This window comes from Pseudomonas sp. NPDC087185, from assembly GCF_044744955.1.
Classification (GTDB): domain Bacteria; phylum Pseudomonadota; class Gammaproteobacteria; order Pseudomonadales; family Pseudomonadaceae; genus Aquipseudomonas.
In genome coordinates, this window is sequence record NZ_JBIUZK010000002.1 from 818785 (window position 1) to 839539 (window position 20755).

At 62.1% G+C, this 20755-nt stretch carries 19 protein-coding genes and 1 pseudogene; 15 read left to right on the forward strand and 5 right to left on the reverse strand.

All coding sequences use genetic code 11. The annotated features are described in order from the left end of the window. Nucleotides 1-84 precede the first annotated feature (84 nt). Nucleotides 85-984: a LysR family transcriptional regulator gene (locus tag ACIPIJ_RS09270; RefSeq protein ID WP_401075228.1), complete on the reverse strand. Its 900-nt coding sequence runs from the start codon at nt 982-984 to the stop codon at nt 85-87. A gap of 67 nt (nt 985-1051) precedes the next feature. Here ACIPIJ_RS09270 and ACIPIJ_RS09275 point away from each other — a divergent pair, with 67 nt between their 5' ends. From ACIPIJ_RS09275 to ACIPIJ_RS09305, 7 genes are all read left to right on the forward strand, one after another. Beyond that, nucleotides 1052-2323, forward strand: a complete 1272-nt coding sequence (locus ACIPIJ_RS09275; RefSeq protein WP_401075230.1) for a 3-hydroxyacyl-CoA dehydrogenase NAD-binding domain-containing protein — start codon at nt 1052-1054, stop codon at nt 2321-2323. Next, nucleotides 2320-4107 carry an acyl-CoA dehydrogenase C-terminal domain-containing protein gene (locus ACIPIJ_RS09280; protein ID WP_401075233.1) on the forward strand — a complete coding sequence of 596 codons (1788 nt, stop codon included), beginning with the start codon at nt 2320-2322 and terminating at the stop codon, nt 4105-4107. The genes ACIPIJ_RS09275 and ACIPIJ_RS09280 overlap by 4 nt, the downstream gene beginning before the upstream one ends. A 43-nt stretch (nt 4108-4150) precedes the next feature. Continuing rightward, entirely contained in the window at nt 4151-5314 is a 1164-nt protein-coding gene (locus ACIPIJ_RS09285; RefSeq protein ID WP_401075235.1) for an iron-containing alcohol dehydrogenase, read from the forward strand. Nucleotides 5315-5316: 2 nt separating this feature from the next. Further along, nucleotides 5317-5751 (forward strand): acyl-CoA thioesterase, encoded by a 435-nt coding sequence (locus tag ACIPIJ_RS09290; protein WP_401075238.1) that lies wholly within the window; start codon nt 5317-5319, stop codon nt 5749-5751. Between the two features lie 21 nt (nt 5752-5772). Next, nucleotides 5773-6957 (forward strand): acetyl-CoA C-acyltransferase, encoded by a 1185-nt coding sequence (locus ACIPIJ_RS09295; RefSeq protein ID WP_401075241.1) that lies wholly within the window; start codon nt 5773-5775, stop codon nt 6955-6957. A gap of 174 nt (nt 6958-7131) precedes the next feature. Further along, nucleotides 7132-8985, forward strand: coding sequence for a DUF1302 domain-containing protein (locus ACIPIJ_RS09300; RefSeq protein ID WP_401075243.1), 1854 nt, complete (start codon nt 7132-7134; stop codon nt 8983-8985). 20 nt (nt 8986-9005) lie between these two features. Next, nucleotides 9006-10325 (forward strand): serine hydrolase domain-containing protein, encoded by a 1320-nt coding sequence (locus ACIPIJ_RS09305; RefSeq protein WP_401075246.1) that lies wholly within the window; start codon nt 9006-9008, stop codon nt 10323-10325. A gap of 336 nt (nt 10326-10661) precedes the next feature. Here ACIPIJ_RS09305 and ACIPIJ_RS09310 read toward each other — a convergent pair whose 3' ends face one another. Next, nucleotides 10662-11369, reverse strand: coding sequence for a tellurite resistance TerB family protein (locus ACIPIJ_RS09310; RefSeq protein WP_401075248.1), 708 nt, complete (start codon nt 11367-11369; stop codon nt 10662-10664). Between the two features lie 188 nt (nt 11370-11557). Continuing rightward, nucleotides 11558-11758 (reverse strand): annotated as a pseudogene (locus tag ACIPIJ_RS09315) (polyphosphate kinase 2); the annotation flags it as partial. A gap of 162 nt (nt 11759-11920) precedes the next feature. On the opposite strand from ACIPIJ_RS09315, the gene pstS reads away from it, so the two are divergent. The 6 genes from pstS (at nt 11921) to ACIPIJ_RS09345 (ending at nt 17111) form a co-directional block, all read left to right on the forward strand. Further along, a complete protein-coding gene (pstS, locus tag ACIPIJ_RS09320) occupies nt 11921-12952 on the forward strand; it encodes a phosphate ABC transporter substrate-binding protein PstS (RefSeq protein WP_401075251.1) in 1032 nt (343 codons plus the stop codon). Nucleotides 12953-13026: 74 nt separating this feature from the next. Continuing rightward, entirely contained in the window at nt 13027-13995 is a 969-nt protein-coding gene (gene pstC, locus ACIPIJ_RS09325; protein WP_401075253.1) for a phosphate ABC transporter permease subunit PstC, read from the forward strand. After that, nucleotides 13992-14885 (forward strand): phosphate ABC transporter permease PstA, encoded by an 894-nt coding sequence (gene pstA / locus ACIPIJ_RS09330; RefSeq protein ID WP_401075255.1) that lies wholly within the window; start codon nt 13992-13994, stop codon nt 14883-14885. Before pstC ends, pstA begins: the two co-directional genes overlap by 4 nt. Before the next feature lie 74 nt (nt 14886-14959). After that, nucleotides 14960-15721, forward strand: a complete 762-nt coding sequence (gene pstB, locus ACIPIJ_RS09335) for a phosphate ABC transporter ATP-binding protein PstB (protein ID WP_238343281.1) — start codon at nt 14960-14962, stop codon at nt 15719-15721. Between the two features lie 92 nt (nt 15722-15813). Further along, entirely contained in the window at nt 15814-16512 is a 699-nt protein-coding gene (locus tag ACIPIJ_RS09340) for a hypothetical protein (protein ID WP_401075258.1), read from the forward strand. Continuing rightward, nucleotides 16512-17111, forward strand: coding sequence for a hypothetical protein (locus ACIPIJ_RS09345; RefSeq protein WP_401075261.1), 600 nt, complete (start codon nt 16512-16514; stop codon nt 17109-17111). Before ACIPIJ_RS09340 ends, ACIPIJ_RS09345 begins: the two co-directional genes overlap by 1 nt. Before the next feature lie 558 nt (nt 17112-17669). Here ACIPIJ_RS09345 and ACIPIJ_RS09350 read toward each other — a convergent pair. After that, complete coding sequence (locus tag ACIPIJ_RS09350) at nt 17670-17846, reverse strand: restriction endonuclease (RefSeq protein ID WP_401075264.1); 177 nt, start codon at nt 17844-17846, stop codon at nt 17670-17672. A 561-nt stretch (nt 17847-18407) separates the two neighbouring features. Here ACIPIJ_RS09350 and ACIPIJ_RS09355 point away from each other — a divergent pair. Both ACIPIJ_RS09355 and ACIPIJ_RS09360 read left to right on the forward strand, forming a co-directional pair. Continuing rightward, nucleotides 18408-19676, forward strand: coding sequence for a DUF6861 domain-containing protein (locus tag ACIPIJ_RS09355; protein WP_401075755.1), 1269 nt, complete (start codon nt 18408-18410; stop codon nt 19674-19676). Beyond that, nucleotides 19676-20149 carry a lytic transglycosylase gene (locus ACIPIJ_RS09360; RefSeq protein WP_401075267.1) on the forward strand — a complete coding sequence of 158 codons (474 nt, stop codon included), beginning with the start codon at nt 19676-19678 and terminating at the stop codon, nt 20147-20149. The genes ACIPIJ_RS09355 and ACIPIJ_RS09360 overlap by 1 nt, the downstream gene beginning before the upstream one ends. Here ACIPIJ_RS09360 and ACIPIJ_RS09365 read toward each other — a convergent pair. Continuing rightward, nucleotides 20092-20622: an EamA family transporter gene (locus tag ACIPIJ_RS09365; protein ID WP_401075270.1), complete on the reverse strand. Its 531-nt coding sequence runs from the start codon at nt 20620-20622 to the stop codon at nt 20092-20094. The genes ACIPIJ_RS09360 and ACIPIJ_RS09365 overlap by 58 nt on opposite strands. Between the last annotated feature and the right edge of the window lie 133 nt (nt 20623-20755).

Below are 20755 nucleotides of genomic sequence, written 5' to 3' on the forward strand. Positions count from 1 at the left end.
TCTGAGGGCGAACACTCTAAGGACAGAGCTTGTCGCCGAACCAATACCACTCTGGCATGGCGGACCATGCCGGGATGCGATGGCTCAGCCAGCGCCAATGTCCATGATGCGCGCCACCAGCCAGGCCAGTGCCGGATCGTGCTGGCGATGGGCAAGGTACACCAGCTCCAGCTGGAAGGGCTCCAGGGCGAACGGCAGGTCGAAAACCTGCAGCGGCAGGAGCCGGGCGAAATGGCGAGCCAGGGCGGTGGGCAGCACCACGCACAGGTCGGAGCTTGCAGCCAAGTGCGCGGCCTGCAGGTAATTGGGCGTGGTGTAGACGATGCGCCGGGCCAGGCCCTGTTCCCCCAACCACTGGTCAACCATGCCGCGGGTCTGACCGCCGTGTACCCACAGGTGACGCAGGCTGAGGAAGGCCTGCAGGTCGAGCGCACCCTCCACTTCGGGGTGGCCCTGGCGCACCGCCACGTGCAGGGTTTCGCTGCGCCAGTGGCGCCGTTCGTAGCGCGCGGGCACATCATCGAAGCGCCCCAGCACCAGGTCGAGTTCGCCGCGATCGAGGGCTTCGGCGGGCAGGTTGGGTGTCAGGTGCAGCACATCCACGCGCAGATGCGGCGCTTGGGTTTGCAAGGTGGCCAGCAACGTTGGCATGCACAGCTGTTCGGCAAAGTCGGTAAGGGCGATGCGCAGTTGCCGGTGGCTGAGCCGGGGATCGAAGCTGTCGCCGGAGCCAAGGGTCTGTTCGATCTGTAACAGCGCCGCGCGAATCGGGCCTTCCAGGGCCAAGGCGCGCGGGGTGGGGCGCATGCGCCGGCCCACGCGTACCAGCAGCGGGTCGCCCAGCAGGTCGCGCAGGCGCGCCAGCGCATTGCTCACCGTCGGCTGGGTCAGCGCCAGGCGCTCGGCGGCGCGTGACACGTTCTGTTCACGCAGCAGCATGTCCAGGACGCGCAGCAGGTTGAGGTCGAAGTTGGCTATATTCATGCGAAAAATACATGGGATGGAAAATGAGAATTTCAAAAATAGTAGGCGCCTGACTAGGGTGAGGGCAATGCCTTCACACCTCGAATCAGGAGCGTCACCCGTGAGTACTCCCTACAACGTTCAGCAGGCGGCGGTGATCGGCGCCGGCACCATGGGCCGCGGCATCGTCATCAGCCTGGCCCGTGCAGGCCTTGCGGTACTGTGGTTGGACAACGACCCCAGCGCCACTGAAGCCGGCCTGGCGATGATCGCTCAAACCTGGGCACAGCAGGTGGCCAAGGGCCGCATCGATCAGGCCGAGGCCGACGCTTGCCTTGCGCGGGTACGCCAGGTGACGGCCTATGCCGACCTCGCCGAAGCCGACCTGGTGATCGAAGCGGTGTACGAGAACCTGGCGCTCAAGCAGGCCATCTTCCGTACCCTGGACAGCACGCTCAAGGTCGACGCCATCCTGGCCAGCAACACCTCGGCACTGGACATCGACGCCATCGCTGCCGTAACCCGCCGGCCCGAACAGGTGCTCGGGCTGCATTTCTTCAGCCCGGCCCATGTGATGAAGTTGTTGGAAGTGGTGCGCGGGGAGCGCACCTCGCCTGCGGTGCTCGAGGCGGCCCAGGCCCTCGGGCAGCGCATGGGCAAGGAAGTGGTGGTGGCCGGCAACTGCCCAGGCTTCATCGGTAACCGCATGCTCGCCCGCTACGTGACCGAGGCGCGCAAGCTGCTGCTCGAAGGCGCCACGCCGCGGCAGGTGGATGAGGCGCTGCAGTCGTTCGGCATGGCCATGGGCCCGTTTCGCATGTACGACGTGGTCGGCATCGACCTGGAGTGGCGTGCGCGTCAGCTGGCCAGTAAAGACATGGATGCGCCGTTGGTGCAGGTCGACAATGCCCTGTGCGCGCTGGGGCGTTTCGGGCAGAAAAGCGGCCAGGGGTACTACCGTTATGCCCCCGGCAGCCGCGACGCCGTGCACGACCCCGAGGTCGATGCGCTGGTGCTCAAGGTCGCCCAGGACCTGGGCGTGCACCGGCGCGCGGTCGACGACGAGGAAATCCGCGAGCGCTGCCTGCTGGCGCTGGCCAACGAGGGCGCGAAAATTCTTGAGGAAACGGTGGCCAGCTGCAGCGCTGACATCGACCGGGTCTACCTGCATGGCTATGGCTTCCCGCACGAGGTCGGCGGGCCGATGCGCTGGGCTGACCAGCAGGGGCTGGGCTTGCTGTTGGCACGCCTGGAACGCCTGCAGGGCCTGTTCGGCGAGCACTGGCGCCCGGCCGGGCTGCTGATGCGTCTGGTGGCTGAGGGCAAACAGCTGGCTGACGTCCGCGAGGGCCGCGCATGAACTACCGAGCCCCCCAGCGTGACATGCACTTCGTGCTGCACGAACTGTTCGATGTGACGGCGCACTGTGCCCGCCTGGGCAATGAGCTGGACCGCGAAACCATCGATGGCATTCTTGAGCAGGGTGCACGCTTTGCCGGCGAGGTAGTTGCGCCGCTCAACCGCCAGGGCGATGAGCAGGGTTGCCGCTTGGAGCAAGGCAGCGTGCGCACACCGGATGGTTTTCGCCAGGCCTACCGGCAGTATGTGGAGCAGGGCTGGGGTGGCATGACCGGCCCGCTGGAACATGACGGCCAGGGCCTGCCGCAAATGGTTTCGGCCTGCTTTCACGAAATGCTGATGGGGGCGTCGCTGTCGTTTCGAATTTATTCCGGCCTGACTGAGGGTGCCGTGCTGGCCGTTCATCGGCATGGCAGCGCGGCGCTCAAGCGCGATTACCTGGGCAAGTTGGTCAGCGGCGAATGGGCCGGCACCATGTGCCTGACCGAGCCGCAGGCCGGCACCGACCTGGCGCTGCTGCGTACCCGTGCCGAGCCGCAAGGCGATGGCAGCTGCCGCATCAGCGGCAGCAAGATCTTCATCAGCGGCGGCGACCAGGACCTCACCGACAACATCGTCCACTTGGTGCTGGCGCGCCTGCCGGATGCGCCGGCCGGTGTGCGTGGCATCAGCCTGTTCCTGGTGCCCAAATTCGAATGCACCGAGGGCGGAGGGCTGGGCGCGCGCAATGCGGTCGAATGCGGCGCGCTCGAGCACAAGATGGGCATCAAGGGCGCGGCGACCTGCGTGATGAATTTCGATGGCGCCCGTGGCTGGCTAGTGGGGGAGGCCAACCAGGGTCTCGCGTGCATGTTCACCATGATGAACGATGCGCGCTTCCAGGTCGGCCTGCAGGGGCTGGGCATCGCCGAGGCGGCCTTCCAGGGTGGCCTGGCCTATGCCCGTGAGCGCTTGCAGTCGCGCAGCCTGGCAGGGCCGGTGGCGCCGGAGCGCAGTGCCGACCCGATCATCTGCCACCCTGACGTGCGGCGCATGCTGCTGACCCAGAAAACCCTCAGCGAAGGCTGCCGCATGCTGGCGGCCTTTGCAGCCCAAGCGTTGGACCTGGAGCACGGCGCCGTACAGCCTGAAGTGCAGGCGGCCGCCGGGCGCCGGGCGGCGTTGCTGATCCCCATCGTCAAGGCCTTCCTCACCGATGTCGGCCAAGAGGCCGCCAGCCTGGGCGTGCAGCTGTACGGCGGGCATGGCTACATCCGCGAATGGGGCATGGAGCAACTGATGCGCGACAGCCGCATCACCCAGCTGTACGAGGGCACCAACGGCATCCAGGCGTTGGACCTGATTCGCCACAAGCTGCTTGGCGACGGCGGCGAGCAACTGCGCCTGCTGATCGATGAATTGCTCGAAGCGGCACGCAACTGCCGCGCTCACGCGCTGGCCGGGATGGCCCACACGGTCGCTCAGCGCCTGCAGGAATGGCGCAACCTGAGCGCCGAGGTGCTCGACGCCTGCCGCTGCGACCCGCAGGAAATCGGCGCAGTGTCGGTGGATTTTCTCGCCTATTCAGGCTACGTGCTGCTGGCCGCACTGTGGCTGCGCGCTGCCGAAACCGCCAGCGCGGCACTGGCCGCAGGCAGCCAGGACAGCGCCTTCTACCAGGCCAAGTTGCAGGCTGCAGCCTTTTACTGGCGGCGGGTGTTGCCGCGTGCGAGCGCCCACTGCGAGGCCTTGCGCGGCGGCGCACAGTGCCTGATGAGCCTGGATGAAGCGCACTTCGCCTTTTGAGCTGGCCCAGCTGTTCACCCACAAGAACAAGAGGAACATGAGCATGCAGCCTTTCAGTTTTGCCACCACCCCCCATCTGCTGTGCGAAGCCGGCGCCGCCAGGCGCCTGGCGCAGCTGTGCCAGCAACGCGGCGTGCGCCGCGTGCTGATCGTGACCGACCCAGGCATCGTCAACCTGGGCATGCTCGATGACTTGCTGCCGGGGTTCACCCAGGCGCACCTGAGCGTGGCGATCTTCAGCGAGGTCAGCGCCGACCCCAGCCATACCTGCGTGCTGTCGGCCGTCGGCCGGGCGCGGCATATCGGCGCCGAGCTGATCGTCGGATTCGGTGGCGGCAGCTCCATGGATGTCGCCAAGCTGGTGGCGCTGCTGGCGCACCCGGCCTGTGACCAGACCTTGGAAGCGGTCTACGGCATCGACCAGGCCAAAGGCCAGCGCCTGCCGCTGATCCAGGTGCCGACCACCGCCGGAACGGGGTCGGAGGTCACCCCCGTCGCCGTGATCACCACCGGCGAGGCGGCCAAGATGGCGGTGATTTCCCCCCTGTTGCTGCCCGACCTGGCGCTGCTCGACGCCGAGCGCACCCTGGGCCTGCCCCCGGCGATCACCGCCGCCACGGGGATCGATGCCATGGTCCATGCCATCGAGGCCACCACCAGCCAGTTCAAGCGCAACCCGCTGTCCAGCCTGTTGGCCCGCGAAGCGCTGGCGCTGCTGGCTGGCAACCTCGATCAGGCCGTACACAACGGTGGCAACCTGGCGGCGCGCCAGGCCATGCTGCTGGGGGCCTGCCTGGCCGGGCAGGCGTTTGCCAACGCGCCGGTGGCGGCGGTGCATGCGCTGGCCTACCCACTGGGCGCGCGTTACCACGTGCCGCACGGGCTGGCCAATGCGCTGGTGCTGCCCCACGTGATGCGCTTCAACCGTCGCGAAGCGTTCGCCGACTATGCGGCGCTGGCCCCGGCACTGCTGGGCGAGCGCCTGGTGCCAGGCGCCCCCCATGAGCTGTGCAGCCAGTTCATCGATGAGCTGGAGCAACTGGCGCCACGCTGCGGCCTGCCCAGCCGGCTGCGAGATGTCGGCGTACCGCGGCACAGCCTGCCACTGCTGGCCGAGGATGCCCTGCAACAGCAACGGTTGCTGGTCAACAACCCGCGTAAGGTCACCCTCGACGACGCGTTGGCCCTCTATCAGGCGGCGTTTTGAACATGGCCCGGGAACGCCCGCTGCGCGGCGCCTACCGCCACTTCCAGCCGATCACCACGCGCTGGCACGACAACGACGTGTATGGGCATGTGAACAACGTCGTCTATTACGGCTTTTTCGACAGTGCCGTGAATACCTGGTTGATCGAGCACGCCGGCCTCGATATCCACCACGACCCGGTGGTGGCCTACGTGGCTGGGTCCGCCTGCGACTACTTCGCCGCCGTTGCCTTCCCGCAACGCATCGAGGTGGGCATCGCCGTCGAGCGGTTGGGCAACCGTTCGGTGCACTACGCACTGGCCGTGTTCGTCGAAGGCGAGCCCGAGGCCTGCGCGGCTGGCCGTTTCACCCATGTGTTCGTCGATCGCCGCAACAACCGCACGGTCACCATTCCCGCCAGGCTGCGCAGCGCCTACGAAAGCCTGCTGCCGGTGTAATTGCCCAAGGAGAGCCGTTTCATGCAAGACGCCGTCATCGTATCCACCGCGCGCACGCCCATCGCCAAGGCTTGGCGCGGCGCGTTCAACGACCTCACCACGCCCAGCATGAGCGCCATTGCCATCCGCGCCGCCGTCGAGCGCGCCGGCGTGGAGCCGGGCGAAGTCGAGGACCTGGTGCTGGGCACCGCCATGCAGAGCGGGACCGCCGCCATCAACCCGGCGCGCTTGTCGGCCCTGGCGGCCGGCCTGCCGCTGTCGGTGGCCGGGCAGACCATCGACCGCCAATGCGCCTCAGGGCTGATGGCCATCGCCATTGGCGCTCAGCAGATCCGCGGCGAGGGCATGCAGGTGGTGGTCGGGGCCGGGCAGGAGCAGATCAGCCTGGTGCAACAGGCGCACATGCAAGCCGCCAATGCTGCCCAGGACGCCACGGTGCGGCGCCTGTGCGAGCACGCCTACATGCCGATGCTGCACACGGCCGAGCTCGTCGCCAAACGCTATGGTATCGATCGCCACGCCCAGGACCGTTACGCCTTGCTGTCGCAGCAGCGAACAGCGGCAGCGCAGGAGGCCGGGCGGTTCGCTGATGAAATCGTGGCGGTCACGGCGCAGCGCAAGGTCGTCGACAAGGCCACTGGCATCCTGTCCCACGAACGCGTGCACCTGAGCCAAGACGAAGGTAACCGCCCGCACACCCGGCTGGCGGACCTTGAGGCACTGCAACCTGTGATCGAGGGCGGCTGTGTGACCGCAGGCAATGCCAGCCAGTTGTCCGATGGTGCCAGCGCCTGTGTGCTGATGAGTGGTGCCCGGGCGGCACGCGCAGGCTGCCAGCCGCTGGGGCTGTACCGTGGCATGGCGGTGGTCGGCCTGGCCCCGGAGGAAATGGGCATTGGCCCGGTGCTGGCGATACCGCGCCTGTTGGCGCGCCACGCGTTGCGGGTCGAGGACATCGGGTTGTGGGAGATCAACGAGGCATTCGCCTGCCAGGTGCTCTACTGTGCCGAACACCTGGGCATCGACCCGGCGCGGCTCAACGTCAACGGTGGCGCCATCGCCATCGGCCACCCCTATGGCATGAGCGGTGCGCGCATGGTCGGGCATGCCTTGCTCGAAGGCCGCCGGCGTAAGGTTCGCTATGTGGTGGTGAGCATGTGCGTGGGCGGGGGCATGGGCGCGGCAGGCTTGTTCGAGGTGCTCTGAAGCACCGCCATCGAGCCATAACGAACCGGCATGGCATTGATCCGAAGACGCTATTTGTGAGCGTAATCAAACCTACCTGATACTGCTCGTCACCGACACCGCCGGCCTGGGCGGCCGGCGCGTCCGCGCTGAACCCATCATTTCCCTCTCTAATAAAACAACAAGAGGTTAAGAGTGAGCGCAACCCTTCTTTTCTGCCGGCGCCAGGCGCCGCTGGCGGCCCTGTGCTGCCTGCTCGCCACCCCGGTAGCGGGCGTTCAATTCGACGTTGGCTCGCTGCAAGGGCGTTTCGACTCGGCGCTGTCATTCAGTACCGCCGTCAGCACTGCCAACCCCGACAAACAGCAGTTACAGGCTGCCAATGGCAACGACGCGCGGCGCAACTACCGGTCGGGCGATGTATTTTCGGCGATCTTCAAAGGCACACACGACTTGGAGCTGCGCCGCGATAATGTGGGTGTATTCCTGCGTGGCACCTACTGGTACGACACCGCGCAGCGCGACCACAGCCAGCGGGCCGTCGACATCGACGACCGCAACCGCCAGATTTCGGCGAAAACCGCTGGGGCTGAGCTGCTCGATGCGTTCGCCTACGGCCTTTACGACATTGGCGGTGAGCCCGGTTCGCTGCGCGTGGGCAAACAGGTGGTCAACTGGGGGGAAAGCCTGTTCATTCAGGGCGGACTGAATGTGATCAACCCCTTCAACCAGGCTGCGCTGCGCCGGCCAGGCTCGGAGGTGAAAGACGCCCTGGCCCCGGTCAACTTGTTGTATGTCACGCAGAACCTCAACCAGGCGCTGTCTTTCGATGCCTTTTACCAGCTGGACTGGGAGCAGGCCCGGCTGGAGAACTGTGCAACGTTCTTTTCCGGCAACGACTTCATGCCCGAAGGCTGCCAGGGGCTGGATGTCGGCGGGCAGATGGTAACCAACCCGGCCGTGTCCCCGGCCCTGGCTCCGTTCGGCGTGACGCTGACGGAGGAGGGCGTGCGCGTGCCTCGGGGCGCCGACCAGGATGCACGCAACGGTGGCCAATGGGGTTTTTCGCTGCACTGGTACGTTGAGCCACTGGATACCGAGTTCGGCCTGTTTGCCGCCAATTACCACAGCCGTTCGCCCTACCTGGGCACAGTCAGCAGCCGCTATTACGCCAATACGGGCTTTGCCCGGGAATTGTGCGGCAATGTCGGTGTGGCGCTGGCCAATTGCGGCGCCTTCCTGGCGTCCAGCAACGGGCAGACCCTGGCCGGCGCGCTGCGCATGGGCACCTCGCAGTACCGGGCGCAATACCCCGAGGACATCCGCCTGTACGGCCTGACCTTCGCCACCACCCTGCGCAACGGTGCTGCTGTGCAGGGTGAATTGAGCTACCGGCCGAACATGCCGGTGCAGCTCAACGGCAACGATGTGCTGCAGTCATTGCTCAATGCCCCCGGCCGCAGCCCGCTCAACACCGACGGGCTGCGCCCCGCGACAGACAGCACGCCATTCGACGGTTACCGGCGCAAGGAGGTGAGCCAGGCCCAGGTATCGGCCGTGCAGGCGTTCAGCCAAGTCATGGGCGCCAACCAGCTACTGCTGATGGGCGAGGTGGGCGCCACCTATGTGGGCGGGCTGGAAGGGCGGTTCGGGCCGCGTTATGGCCGCTCCGGTGCCTATGGCAACGGCGAGCTGGCCGACAACAGCCTGTGCCTGGCGATCTCGAAAAGCCCGGGTGACTGCAACGGCGAAGGCTTTGTCACGCCCTTTTCCTGGGGGTACCGCCTGCGCGCGACGTGGAGCTACCCCAACCTGATCCAGGGCCTGGATATCCGCCCAGGCCTGGCCTGGGCCCATGACGTCAAGGGTTACTCACCGGCGGATAGCTCGGCCTTCAACGAAGGCTCGCGCTCGATCAGCCTGGGCGTGGACGTCAGCTTGGCCAGCCAGTACTGGGCAAGCCTTGCCTATACCGATTACCTCGACGGCGATTATGGCACCCGCGGCGACCGCGATTATGTCGCGTTCAGCGTGGGCGCCAACTTCTAGTGCAACCAAGGAGCAAGACCATGTCCAAGCGCAGCATGCAGCCTTCATCCGCCAACCTGACTGGTATCGCCCTGGTGCTGGCCGGTGCCTTGGCCCCAACGCTGGCGGTCGGTGCGCCGACCGGGCAGGGTGTGATGCAGGGGTTTCCTCCGGCGCCGGAGTTGCGGGTCAACCAGGCCAATGCCTTTCAGCCACCTTACTTGCGCTGGTCGATGCGCCACGCCCGCGAGGTGTCGCCCACCCGTGGCATCGGCCGCGCAGCCACACCGCTGACCTTGACCGAAGGCCGTATGGCGGCGCTCGACCAGCTGGCCTTTAGCGCCGCCGACCAGCCTTTGACCTTGGCCGGTTACCTGCAGCAAACCAGTACTGACGGGCTGATCGTGTTGCACCGGGGCAAGGTGGTGTACGAGCGTTATCTGGACGGTTTCCAACCCGGCCAGCCACATATCTGGGCGTCGATGACCAAGTCGGTCACCGGCCTGATCGCCGCCCAGCTGATCGCCGAAGGTGCCCTCGACCCGCAGCGTACGTTGGCGCATTACGTGCCGGAACTGAGCGGCACGCCGTTCGGCGAGGCGACAGTGCAGGCCAACCTGGACATGCAGGTGGCAGTGCAGTACCCAGCGCAGATGCCTCCGGACCTCGGCCTGTTTGCCGCCACCGGGCTGATACCGCGGGGCGAGGGCATGCCGGGGGATATCTACAGCTTCCTCCGGCAGGTGCAGCAGGCGCCGAACCCCGCTGGCCAGGCGCCGTTCTTCTACCAGAACGGCTCGCCGGAGGCGCTGGCCTGGGCGTTACGGCGTATCACCGGGCTGAACTGGGCCCAGTTGGTCGAACAGCGTTTGTGGTCACGCTTCGCCGAAGACGATGCCTATGTGCAAGTCGACCCGCTCGGTACCGAAATGGCCAGTGGCGGCATCAGCTGCAACTTGCGCGACACCGCCCGCTTCGCCGAACTGGTACGCCGCGAACTGGCCCGCGATGCCAAGGGCGACAGCTTCAACCAGGCGGTGCACAGCACCTTCCAGCCTGCGGACCCGGCAGTGTTCGCCCAGGGCAGCCTCGGCCCCGGCCGCCCTGGCTACGGCTACCGCAATTACTGGTACCAGAAAAACGACGGTGACGGTTCGTTCGAGGCCAGCGGGCGCTTTGGGCAGAAAATCTACATCAACCCCCGCCGCGAACTGGTAATCGTGAAGCTCTCCGCCACCGCCGATCAGGCCCGTCGCGCCACGCGTGCTGACGGCGAGGTGAATGCCCCCGCGCGCGTCGTGGACTCGCCGGCTACGTTCAACAGCATGGTAGGTGCGGTGTTGGCGGCCCTGCCCGGTTGAGGTGTAGGGGGCGGGCAGGGGCGGGCTGCATGCGGAAACCCTTCAGTGCGGGAAGTCCGCTATTGACCCATTGCGCACATCTGAAGGCTGGGGCCGCTTCGCGGCCCATCGCCGGCAAGCGCGGCTCCCACGGATACTGCGTAGGCCCGGAGGCTGGTGATATTCCTGTGGGAGCCGGCTTACCGGCGATGAGGCCGGTACTGGCGACAGAGCGTTGGGACGGTGTCCGCCATAGGTCGAAAGCAGTCACCTGCGATCACAAGACTTCATACCCTTTCAGGTGCATGGCCTGCGCTGTGATCCGGGTTGACGACCCGCTCAGGCATCTCGGCTCCATCAGGCGCCGCCCTTGGCCTGCTGTTCCAGGTGCACCTGCAATGTCGGGTCGATTTGCAACGCACTGGCCAACTCGTCAAGGTAGGTTCGCTCTGCGGCCTGCTGGTCATCCACCAGCATCACGCTGGCCAGGTACATTTCCGCGGCCATGGCCGTGTCCTGGGCCGACTCTGCCACCTCGGTAGCATCGAGTGGCTTGCTAACTTCCTCATCCAGCCATTGCTGCAGCTGAGGGTCGCTGGTGTGACGTTTGATCTCGGCGTAGATCAACTGTTCTTCTTGCGGGTCGATGCGACCGTCAGCCTTGGCTGCTGCAATCAGCGCGCGCAGGATGGCATGGCTATGATCCTCGGCTTCGGGGCCGGACAGTTGATCGACAGTGCGCATGGCCTGTTGCGGCGCTGCGGCCTGGCTGCGCTGCCAGCTTTGATAGGCCTGGAACGCCATCATGCCCAAGGACGCCAGGGCGGCGTAATGGCTGCCGCCTGTGGAGCGCCCCTGTGTAGCGCCGCCAGTGCTGCTGCCAGCACCGCCACCCAACAGGCCGCCCAGTAAACCACCCAGGCCAGCACTGCCACCTGATGCCCTGCCGCCGCCAAGCAGGCCACCCAGCAAGCCGCCCAAACCGCCCAGGCCGTCATTGCCTTGTTGCACTCGCGAGCCCTGGCCGGCCCGGAGTAACTGTTCAAGCAGATCACTGGTGTTCATGGCACCGCCCTCGGTCGGTAGTCGTTGCCCAGACAAGCAACGATAGCCCTCCCAAGGCGATCCGCCATGACCGTCTGGCCGGCGGCAAAACCGGCGAGGCAGTAAAACTGCGGCACGATGATTTGCGCTGGCGCCGGGCTGCGGGTGTAGTCCGCCTGCCTGACGCGTTGCGGCAGTTCGATCATCGGCACTTCGACTTCTTCATAGGGCAGGCGCAACAGTTCGCTGAAATACAGCCTGCGCTCGGCCTTCTCGCTGCCGTCCTCGACGTGTTCATCAAACAGCGCGTTCAGGTCATGGCCGTCGTCGCAGAGCTCCAGCTCTTCATCGCTGTGATCCAGCAGCTCACGGTGGGTGCGCTTCATCAGACTTGGTTCGGTCGAAAGCATGGAAGGGGCGCGCAGCAAGGGGGGATGACAACGTGTTGGTTGCATTTGGTTACCAATAAATGACTGCCCGGGTAATGATTCCCTCGGCTTGCCATTTAACGTTCATAAAGTTGTCATGATGCTGCTGCAAAGTGTGTCGGCCATCACACGGAGCACTTTTTGATGATACGCCTGATGAAGTCTGCTGCACTCGCCGTTGCGGTTTCCCTTTGCGCCACTTCGGCATCCTTTGCCGCAGAGAGCGTCCGCCTGACGGGGTCCGGCGCCAGTTTCCCTGCACCGATCTACCTCACCTGGTTCAAGGACTTCAGCAAGAACACCGCTGGCGTCACCGTTGACTACCAGTCCAAGGGGAGCGGGGCGGGTGTCCAGGACTTCCTGAACAAGACGGTCGACTTCGCTGCCAGTGACTCGGCGATGAAACCCGAAGAAATCGCCAAGGTCGGCGAAGGCGTGCAGTTGCTGCCAATGACCGCAGGCGAAATCGTGCTGGCGTACAACCTGCCGGGCAACCCCAAGGGTCTGAAGCTGCCGCGCGATGTGTATTCCAACATCTTCCTCGGCAAGATCACCCAGTGGAACGACCCGCAGATCGTTGCAGCCAACCCTGACTTGAAGCTGCCTGCCACCCCGATCACCGTGGTCGTGCGTGCCGACTCCAGCGGTACCACCGCAGTGTTCACCAAGCACTTGTCGGCCATCAACCCAGGTTTCAAGGACGCGCTGGGTGAAGGCAACACGGTCAACTGGCCGGCTACCGACAAGTTCATCAAGTCGCCCAAGAACGATGGCGTGACCGCCACCGTCCGCCAGACCCCAGGCGCCATCGGCTACATCGAATACGGCTTCGCCAAGCTGGCCAAGGTCGACTTCGCCCAGCTGCAGAACAAGGCCGGCCAATACGTTGTGCCGAACGCCGAAAGCGGTGCCGAGGCACTGGCTGCGGTGAACATGCCGGAGAACCTGGTGGCCTGGCTGCCTGACCCGGACGGTGCCAAGTCCTACCCGATCACTTCCTACACCTGGATGATCTTCCGTAAGGACAACGGCAACCCGGCCAAGGCCAAGGCCATGCGCGAGATGGTCGAGTACAGCCTCACTGAAGGCCAGAAGATCGCCGACTCGATGGGCTACATCCCGCTGCCGCAGTCGGTTATCGACCAAGTGCGCAAAGCGTCTGCCAACATCCAGTAAGGCTTGTCAGGCCGCCCCTGGCATGGCCCGCAAGCCATGCCAGGGGCGTGTGCCACTCGTTGCGGAATTAACCCATGAACACACCCTTTGCCATACCGGATAACCCCGACTCCGCTTGCCGGCCACCGTCTGCGAAAGATTTCCTGGTCGATCGCACCTTCCGTGCGCTCGCCCGCATCGGCGTGGTACTGGTGCTGGCGCTGGTTTTCGCGCTGGTCTATGAAGTAGGGCGCAAGGCATTGCCCGGCATGGAAAAGCACGGCTTTGACGTGCTGTTCGGTAGCGTGTGGGATGTCAACCAAGGCAAGTACGGCATTCTGCCGGCAATTTGGGGCACCCTTTACAGCGCCCTGATCGCCTTGTTGGTTGCCGGTTTCTTTGGCGTCAGCATGGCCATTTTCCTCACCCAGGATTTCCTCCCGCCCAAGCTTGCGGCGGTGTTTCGCACCATCGTCGAATTGCTCGCCGCGATCCCCAGCGTCGTTTACGGCCTGTGGGGCATCTACGTGGTGATCCCGGCGATCCGCCCGCTGACCGCCTGGTTGAACAGCGAGCTGGGCTGGATCCCGTTTTTCGGCACCTCATTGAGTGGCCCCGGGCTGCTCCCTGCAGCATTGGTGTTGGCCATCATGATCCTGCCGACCATCGCCGCCGTCTCGCAGGATGCGCTGACGAGCGTGCCGATGAAAACCAAGCAGGCGGCCTATGGCATGGGCACCACGCATTGGGAAGCCATCCTCAAGGTGATGGTGCCTTCCGCTGCCACCGGCATCTTCGGCTCCCTGGTGCTCGGCCTGGGCCGCGCACTGGGTGAAACCATGGCGCTGGCTATGCTGGTCGGCAACGCCAATACCATTTCTCTGTCCCTGTTTGCCCCGGCCAACACGCTGGCGGCCTTGCTGGCACTGAACTTCCCGGAAGCCGGGCCGAACGAGGTCGAGGTGCTGATGTACGCCGCGCTGGTGCTGATGTTCATCACGCTGCTGGTGAACGTACTCGGTTCGATGATCATGCTCTACGCCCAGCGGGGTAACAAACAATGACTGACCTGACCACCCCTGCCGCCGCATTGCCCAGCCTGCAGCGCAGGTTCGAAGGGCGTGCCCTGCGCAGCCTGGTGCTGACCTCCCTGGTGTGGTGCACGGCACTGGTGGCCAGCGTGCCGCTGATTTCCGTGCTGTACATGCTGATCACCCGCGGCGGCGCACGCCTGAGCCTGGAAGTGTTCACCGAGCTGCCGCCCACTGGGTTCGAGATGGGCGGCGGCTTTGGCAACGCCATGGCGGGTACTTTCGTCATGGTGGGTATTGCTGCGGCGATCGCTGTGCCGGTCGGTATCCTGGCCGCGGTGTTCCTGGCCGAACTGGGCCCGGACAGCAAGCTGGCGAACGCCTCGCGCTTTGCCGCCAGGATGCTCACCGGCTTGCCATCGATCCTGGCCGGGGTATTTGCCTACGCGCTGGTGGTGATGACCACAGGTACCTACTCGGCACCGGCAGGTGGCGTGGCCTTGGCGGTGCTGATGCTGCCGATCGTCGTGCTGACGGCGGAAGAGGCGATGAAGATGGTGCCCAAGATCATGAAGGATGCCGCCTACGGCATGGGCTGCACCCGTGCGCAGGTGATCTGGAAGATCGTCCTGCCCACCGGCCTGCCGGCGATCCTCACCGGCGTCATGCTGGCCGTGGCGCGCGCTGCCGGCGAGACGGCGCCGCTGCTGTTCACCGCGTTGTTCAGCAACTACTGGATCTACCATGACGGCAGCTTGGCGGTCATGAACCCTACGGCATCGCTCGCCGTACTTATCTACAACTTCTCCGGCATGCCTTTCGACAACCAGCTCGAGCTCGCCTGGGCGGCCTCGCTGGTACTGGTGATGATCGTGCTGGTGGTAAACATCGTGAGCCGTATTTTCGGCAAGCCTAAGTATTGAAGCGGGAGCACCTGAACGTGAACGTATCGACTGCGCAACGAGCCGCTCCCTTGGCCAGCCAGGCACCAGTGGTCATGGACTGCAAGCTGGACAAGATTTTCTACGGTAACTTCATGGCGGTCCGCGACAGCCATGTGCCGATCGAAAAAAACAAGATCACCGGTTTCATCGGGCCGTCCGGCTGCGGCAAGAGCACCGTGCTGCGTAGCCTCAACCGCATGAACGACCTGGTAAAAGGCTTTCGCTTCGAAGGCCATGTGCACTTCCTGGGCCAGGATGTCTATGGCAAAGGCGTTGACCCTGTGGTGGTGCGCCGTTACATCGGCATGGTATTCCAGCAGCCGAACCCGTTCTCGATGAGCATTTTCGACAACGTCGCGTTCGGCCTGCGCCTCAACCGTTACAAGGGTGACCTGGGCGATCGCGTCAAGCATGCGCTGCAAGGCGCGGCACTGTGGGATGAGGTCAAGGACAAGCTCAAGGTCAGCGGCCTGTCCCTGTCCGGCGGCCAGCAGCAACGGTTGTGCATCGCCCGCGCGATTGCCACCGAACCGGAAGTGCTGTTGCTGGACGAGCCGTGCTCGGCGCTGGACCCAATCGCCACCCGCCGGGTGGAGGAGTTGATGGTCGAGCTGAAGAAGGATTACACCATCGCGCTGGTGACGCACAACATGCAGCAGGCGATTCGCGTGGCCGACACCACCGCGTTTTTCTCGGTCGACATCTCCCAGGGCACGCGCACCGGCTACCTGGTCGAAATGGGCCCGACCACGCAGATTTTCCAGAACCCGCGTGAGCAGCTGACGAGTGATTACATCAGCGGCAAGTTCAGCTGATCGCGCCACCTACACAGGGCAGCCAAGCGTTCGACTCCCGTGCTCGAACGTTTGGCTGCTTTACCTTCGTTCAGTGTTTCTCGGGATTGCCAATGCGTGCGACGCGTCATCTTGATCTGCCAGCCATCGAACGCGCACTGCGCGAGGTGCAGGGCGGCTTTGCCGAACTCAGCCGACACTTCACCGAGCCGCGTGATCCGTTTACCGACGAGGTGCTGCTGAATGTGGTTGAAGGCTATGCGCTGATTGACGAGTATGTCGCACGGGGCATCGACCTGTTCGAGCTTCAGCACCTCAACCTGATGCTGGAGATCAATGCCACGGTGCTGTGTGGTCGCGACCCGGCGCGTCGCGAGGAGTTCGCCCAACACCTGGCAGCGACCGAGGCGCACTTTTTCAATAACGTGGAAGGCGGCATCAAGGACCTGCACAACTGGTATTGCGCCTACCGCAGTGATTCGGTGTGGAAGCGGGCAGCCGGTGTCTATGTGCGTATCCTCAGCAAGCCGCAACTGTTCATTGAAGGCAACAACCGCACGGGGTCGCTCATCGTCAGCTATTTGCTGATGCGTGCAGGGCTGCCGCCGTTCGTGCTGACGCTGGACAACGCCAAAGGTTACTTCAACCCGTCCTCGGTCATACGCAACTCCGCCAAACATGGTGTCAAGGCATTGTACGAATTGCCCAAGATCAAGAAAAAGTACGCCGCGTTCCTGGAAGCGAAAGCGCCTGATCCGGCGAAATTCTTCCTCAGCGGCGCAGCGCTGCCCCGCGTTCAGGAGAGCCTCTGATGTTGCGTCAGGCATTGCTCAAGCGTGTGTCCAAGCGCCCGCAGATCCGTATTTCGTTCGACGTCGATGACACGCTCGCCTGCCTGCCCGAGCACAGCGCCGCCGAGCACAGCAAGTTGCCTGCGTGCATCCACCGCTGGCTTGGCGAGCCCCTGCGCAGCGGCACCCGCTCACTGTTTCGCGACCTGCGCCGGCAGGGGTGCAGCATCTGGATCTACACATCGTCCGGGCGCACGCCGTCCTATATCAGGCGCTGGCTGATGCTGTATGGCCTGCATGTCGACGGGGTGGTCAACAGTGACCGGCACCTGCATGCCGTGACCGAGCAGGGGCTTGCGACCCCCCCCTCGAAGTTTCCGCCGGCATTTGCCATCGATTTGCATGTCGATGATTCCGAAGGCGTCGGCATGGAAGGTGATGACCACGGTTTTCGCGTCGCGGTGGTATCCCCGCAGGATGAAAACTGGGCGCAGAAAGTCATGGCGGCAGCTGCAAAGGTTCAGGCCCAGGTGGCATGGCAGCAATCGTTCACGCAGGATGTACCGGTGAGGCAGCGCGCGGATGCGTTTGGGGCGTCAGCCATGCTGGAGCCGTTGTAGTCGGCGGCTGCCCGGTACATCCAAGCGCTATTGCCGGGATCGTCGCAACGATCATGGTTGCACGCATGAAATCCCTCTCCCGGCTGCCAACGGTAAAGGGTCTGGATCGAGCGTTTGTGAGTAACGCCGGAATCACCGTCACCGAGTCGAATGCGTACGTTCAGTGCGGCGTGTCGGGCTTTGGAATAATCCAAGCACCAGGAATCACCTACTTTGGGTCGATAGCTGCCGGTCATGAATGGCCGCTATCGACCCATAGCAGACACTCGCTCGGCTAACCCAGCGGCTTGTTCCGCGCTTACCTCAAGCCCCTCACGTTAGCGGGGGCAAGCGGCCCAGCCATAATCTGCACGGCTCTCCCTAGTCACTCCTTAGTGGCAATGCATTCCGCCCCTCAAGAACGGAAAAAGTAAGTCCGGGTTACGACACTCGCTATTTAGCTTCAAGCGTGCAGCCTTCGCGAGCGATCTGGTCGGGTAGCTTGGCTTCATATCTAGTCCATGACAGCATCAGGATCGGCCCTGGAAGCGGAGCGAGTTTCGTACTTGGCTTCCCCCTCTATGATCGAGACCAGCGCATTGCCGTGCGCTTGGCGTACTTGATCGCTGCTGATTGAAAGCCCGATGTCGCTAAGAGCATTCCCTTGTGGGCCCTAATCGACCTCACGTTGTCATGTAATACCTGAACCAGCTCGTGCTCGATGGCTCCCCGATACTTTTTGCATTCAATCAGCACCGTGATTTCGACGCCAGCGAATGCGCGAAATTTTTCCAGGTCGTCAATTTGTCAGGTTGAGTCGTAGGTCTCGACTTTTGCATCATGGGTCACCTCTAGCGAGCTTAGGTCGCCGCCTTGGGTGAGAAGTCACTGTTTTACCAAGTGCTCAAATTCAGTCGGAGTAACTTCGAGATTGCCGTTCGCCATCGGTGGGAACATATATTGTCCTTGAACCGAAATTACCCGTCTAGCTCGCTGCTGGTAGGATACTCCTGGTCGGATACTCTCACGGATCGACTGATAGTCGCCGAGCCTATTTAGTTTCTGGGTCATGCTTAGGTTCAGCACGTAGCCGCTCGCCGGCTAATATATTTCTTGAGGCCCAGAGTTTGATTGTGAAGCCTTGATTGCATTCTAAGGTGATAGTTGTATTTTTATCGTGGCGTTGATAATAATCATGTGAAACAAGTTCATTACATTCGGCAACCATTTGATGTGGCCATCATAAAAATGTTGATTTTCTGTCATGCCCTCATTCATACTGAAATTTGGAGAAAAAATAGTCAGGGAGATTACTGCATGTTTTTTGGTCAGGTGCCGTCATGGCAGCAGATTGAAGATCGTATAGCCAATCAGATGGGCTACCAGGGGGGAGCAAGCTTTCGAACCCATCTCAATGAATACGTGGCCTCCGTATCGCTGAATATTCGTCGCGTCAACAGTGTCAGAACGGCATTTATCCACGCCGAATGGAAGGCCAGAGACCTGTTGCGGCAACGCTTCTCCGAGCTTGATATTTCCAGCATCCTTCACGAATTGCTCGGTGTCGTTACCCAAATGTCGATGATTGTTGCGGGCAGCGTCCTGACCGGAGGGGCAATTGGCGCAGGTGTAGGCGCTTTTGCTGGCGGTGCAGGCGCCATCCCGATGGGAGCAGCAGGGGCTGCAATGGGCCTTCAAGTCAGCACCTGGATTTTGGGAATATTAGGACTAACGTCCATTGCTGAGTTTTTCGTAGAAGGTTTGCCCTCCATTGCCCACTATTACTTGGATGGTATCAATATTGCCTGGGAAGGAACACAGGGGGACGATGATTTAAGCTCATACAGCCGTGATGACCCGTTTGCACAGCAAAGAGCGACCAATCAGATTGCATTAGGGCATGTAGAAGTGGTTGTTCTGTTGCTGGGGGCCATCGTCGATTACCTTACTCGTGGCCGCGGTAATGCACACGTTCTTGCCCAGGAGATGCGCACCAGTCCCAAGGGGCCAAGAATAGGCGAGTGGATGCTCAAACATGAGGACGCACTGAAAAAACGCCCTGACTTGCAAGCGCCGAAATCTCGCAAGGGTGCTTTTAAACCCGCAGACCCTCCTCAAACTCTTCCCAGTAATTCAAGTAATAAAGAAATAGCCGGCGATGCGGCAAATGCGTCATCAAAGCCAGAGTGGCTGCGACGGCTTGATGCTGGAAATGAATTTAACAAAGTTCATTCAAAAAACTACCCGTATAATGAAGTTTACATAGAAAGGCCGGATGGGAATGGCTACTATCGAGTGGATTCATACAGCCCGGCAACCGGGGAAATTGTATCCCGAAAATTTACACAGCTTTCGGAGATCTCGGAAGCGACTGCCAAAAGTTACATAAAAGAAGCTGCAACAAAATATGCCAATGGCTCTACTATCGCAAGTGTTCCATCTAGTGGCTCCTTGGCTGGGCAAAAATTACAAGGGACGGTTATATTGGAGGTTCCGCAGCAAAATGGTATAATTCCTAAGTCTGTCTTAGGCTCCGCAAACAAAGCGGCTGTATTGATTAGAGATACCAATGGGAGAATTTATTGATGAAGATGCCAGTTTTTTATTGTGATTCTTGGTTCCGCCTCAAGAGCACTGCAATAGGCCCTCTCAGTGAAGATGATGCCAGAAATCGGCATGTTTCTGGAAAGCCATATGTCGCGTTAATCGGCTCAGATATTACTCCATCTTGCTTTGTTGAATTTCTATTGGATAGAAGCATGGTAGGCGTTGGCTTTTTAGATGATAAATGCCGTGAATACCTTACATATCAATTCCAATGCTTGAATTCAGAAAAACTTTTTCTCACCATGGCGACTCATCGTGAATTTGACGTTGATGGTAAGGTGTCTGTTGGGACGAGCTATATTTTTAAAGAGAATGGTGGGCTTGTAATTAGGCGTGAAAAATTCAATCCTTATGAGCTGGAAGAGGCTAATTCAAGTTTTGACCCGATAAGTAATTATGAGGACATCCCAGCGTTCGGTGAGTACACCGGAATAATCAAGAAGAATAGGTAACTTAGAATGGCATTATTATGGCCATTGCTCATCAAAAAAAACGCCTTTCTACGGGTTCTCCCGCCTATGTCAGCGTTTTGCACCAAAAGAAGAGCGAATGCAATTCCTTCCAGAACAATCAGGGAAGCGGCCACCATTCGAGAAGAATGTGGTTCGCTGAGCAGTATCACTCCCGCAATAGAGGCAAGCACCGGGACGCTGAACTGTAGGGTTGCCGCTGTTTGCGCGTGCAGCCGTTTCACGACCGCGTACCACATGACGTAGCCGGCGCCGGAGGCAAGAACTCCTGAAGCGGCAGAGTAAATGGCCCCCGGCGCAGTGATGTGCAGACTTACCTGGGCAAGCCCTATTGCCGCGACGGCTACCATTGGTGGCAGGTTGCGCATGAAGTTTCCTGCGGTAGCCCGAGCAGGGCTTTCTGAGCATTTTCCCAGCACCGAGTAGCATCCCCAGGCAATACCGGAGACTGCCATGAATAGCGCGCTAAGGCGGCGCACTGCCACCCGGGGCGAGTAGGACGATCAGGCCAGAGAACGCGATCAGCATTCCCAGCACCACCCATATTTTAAGCTTTTCCCCTGCCCTGATGCCCAGGGCGAGCATCGT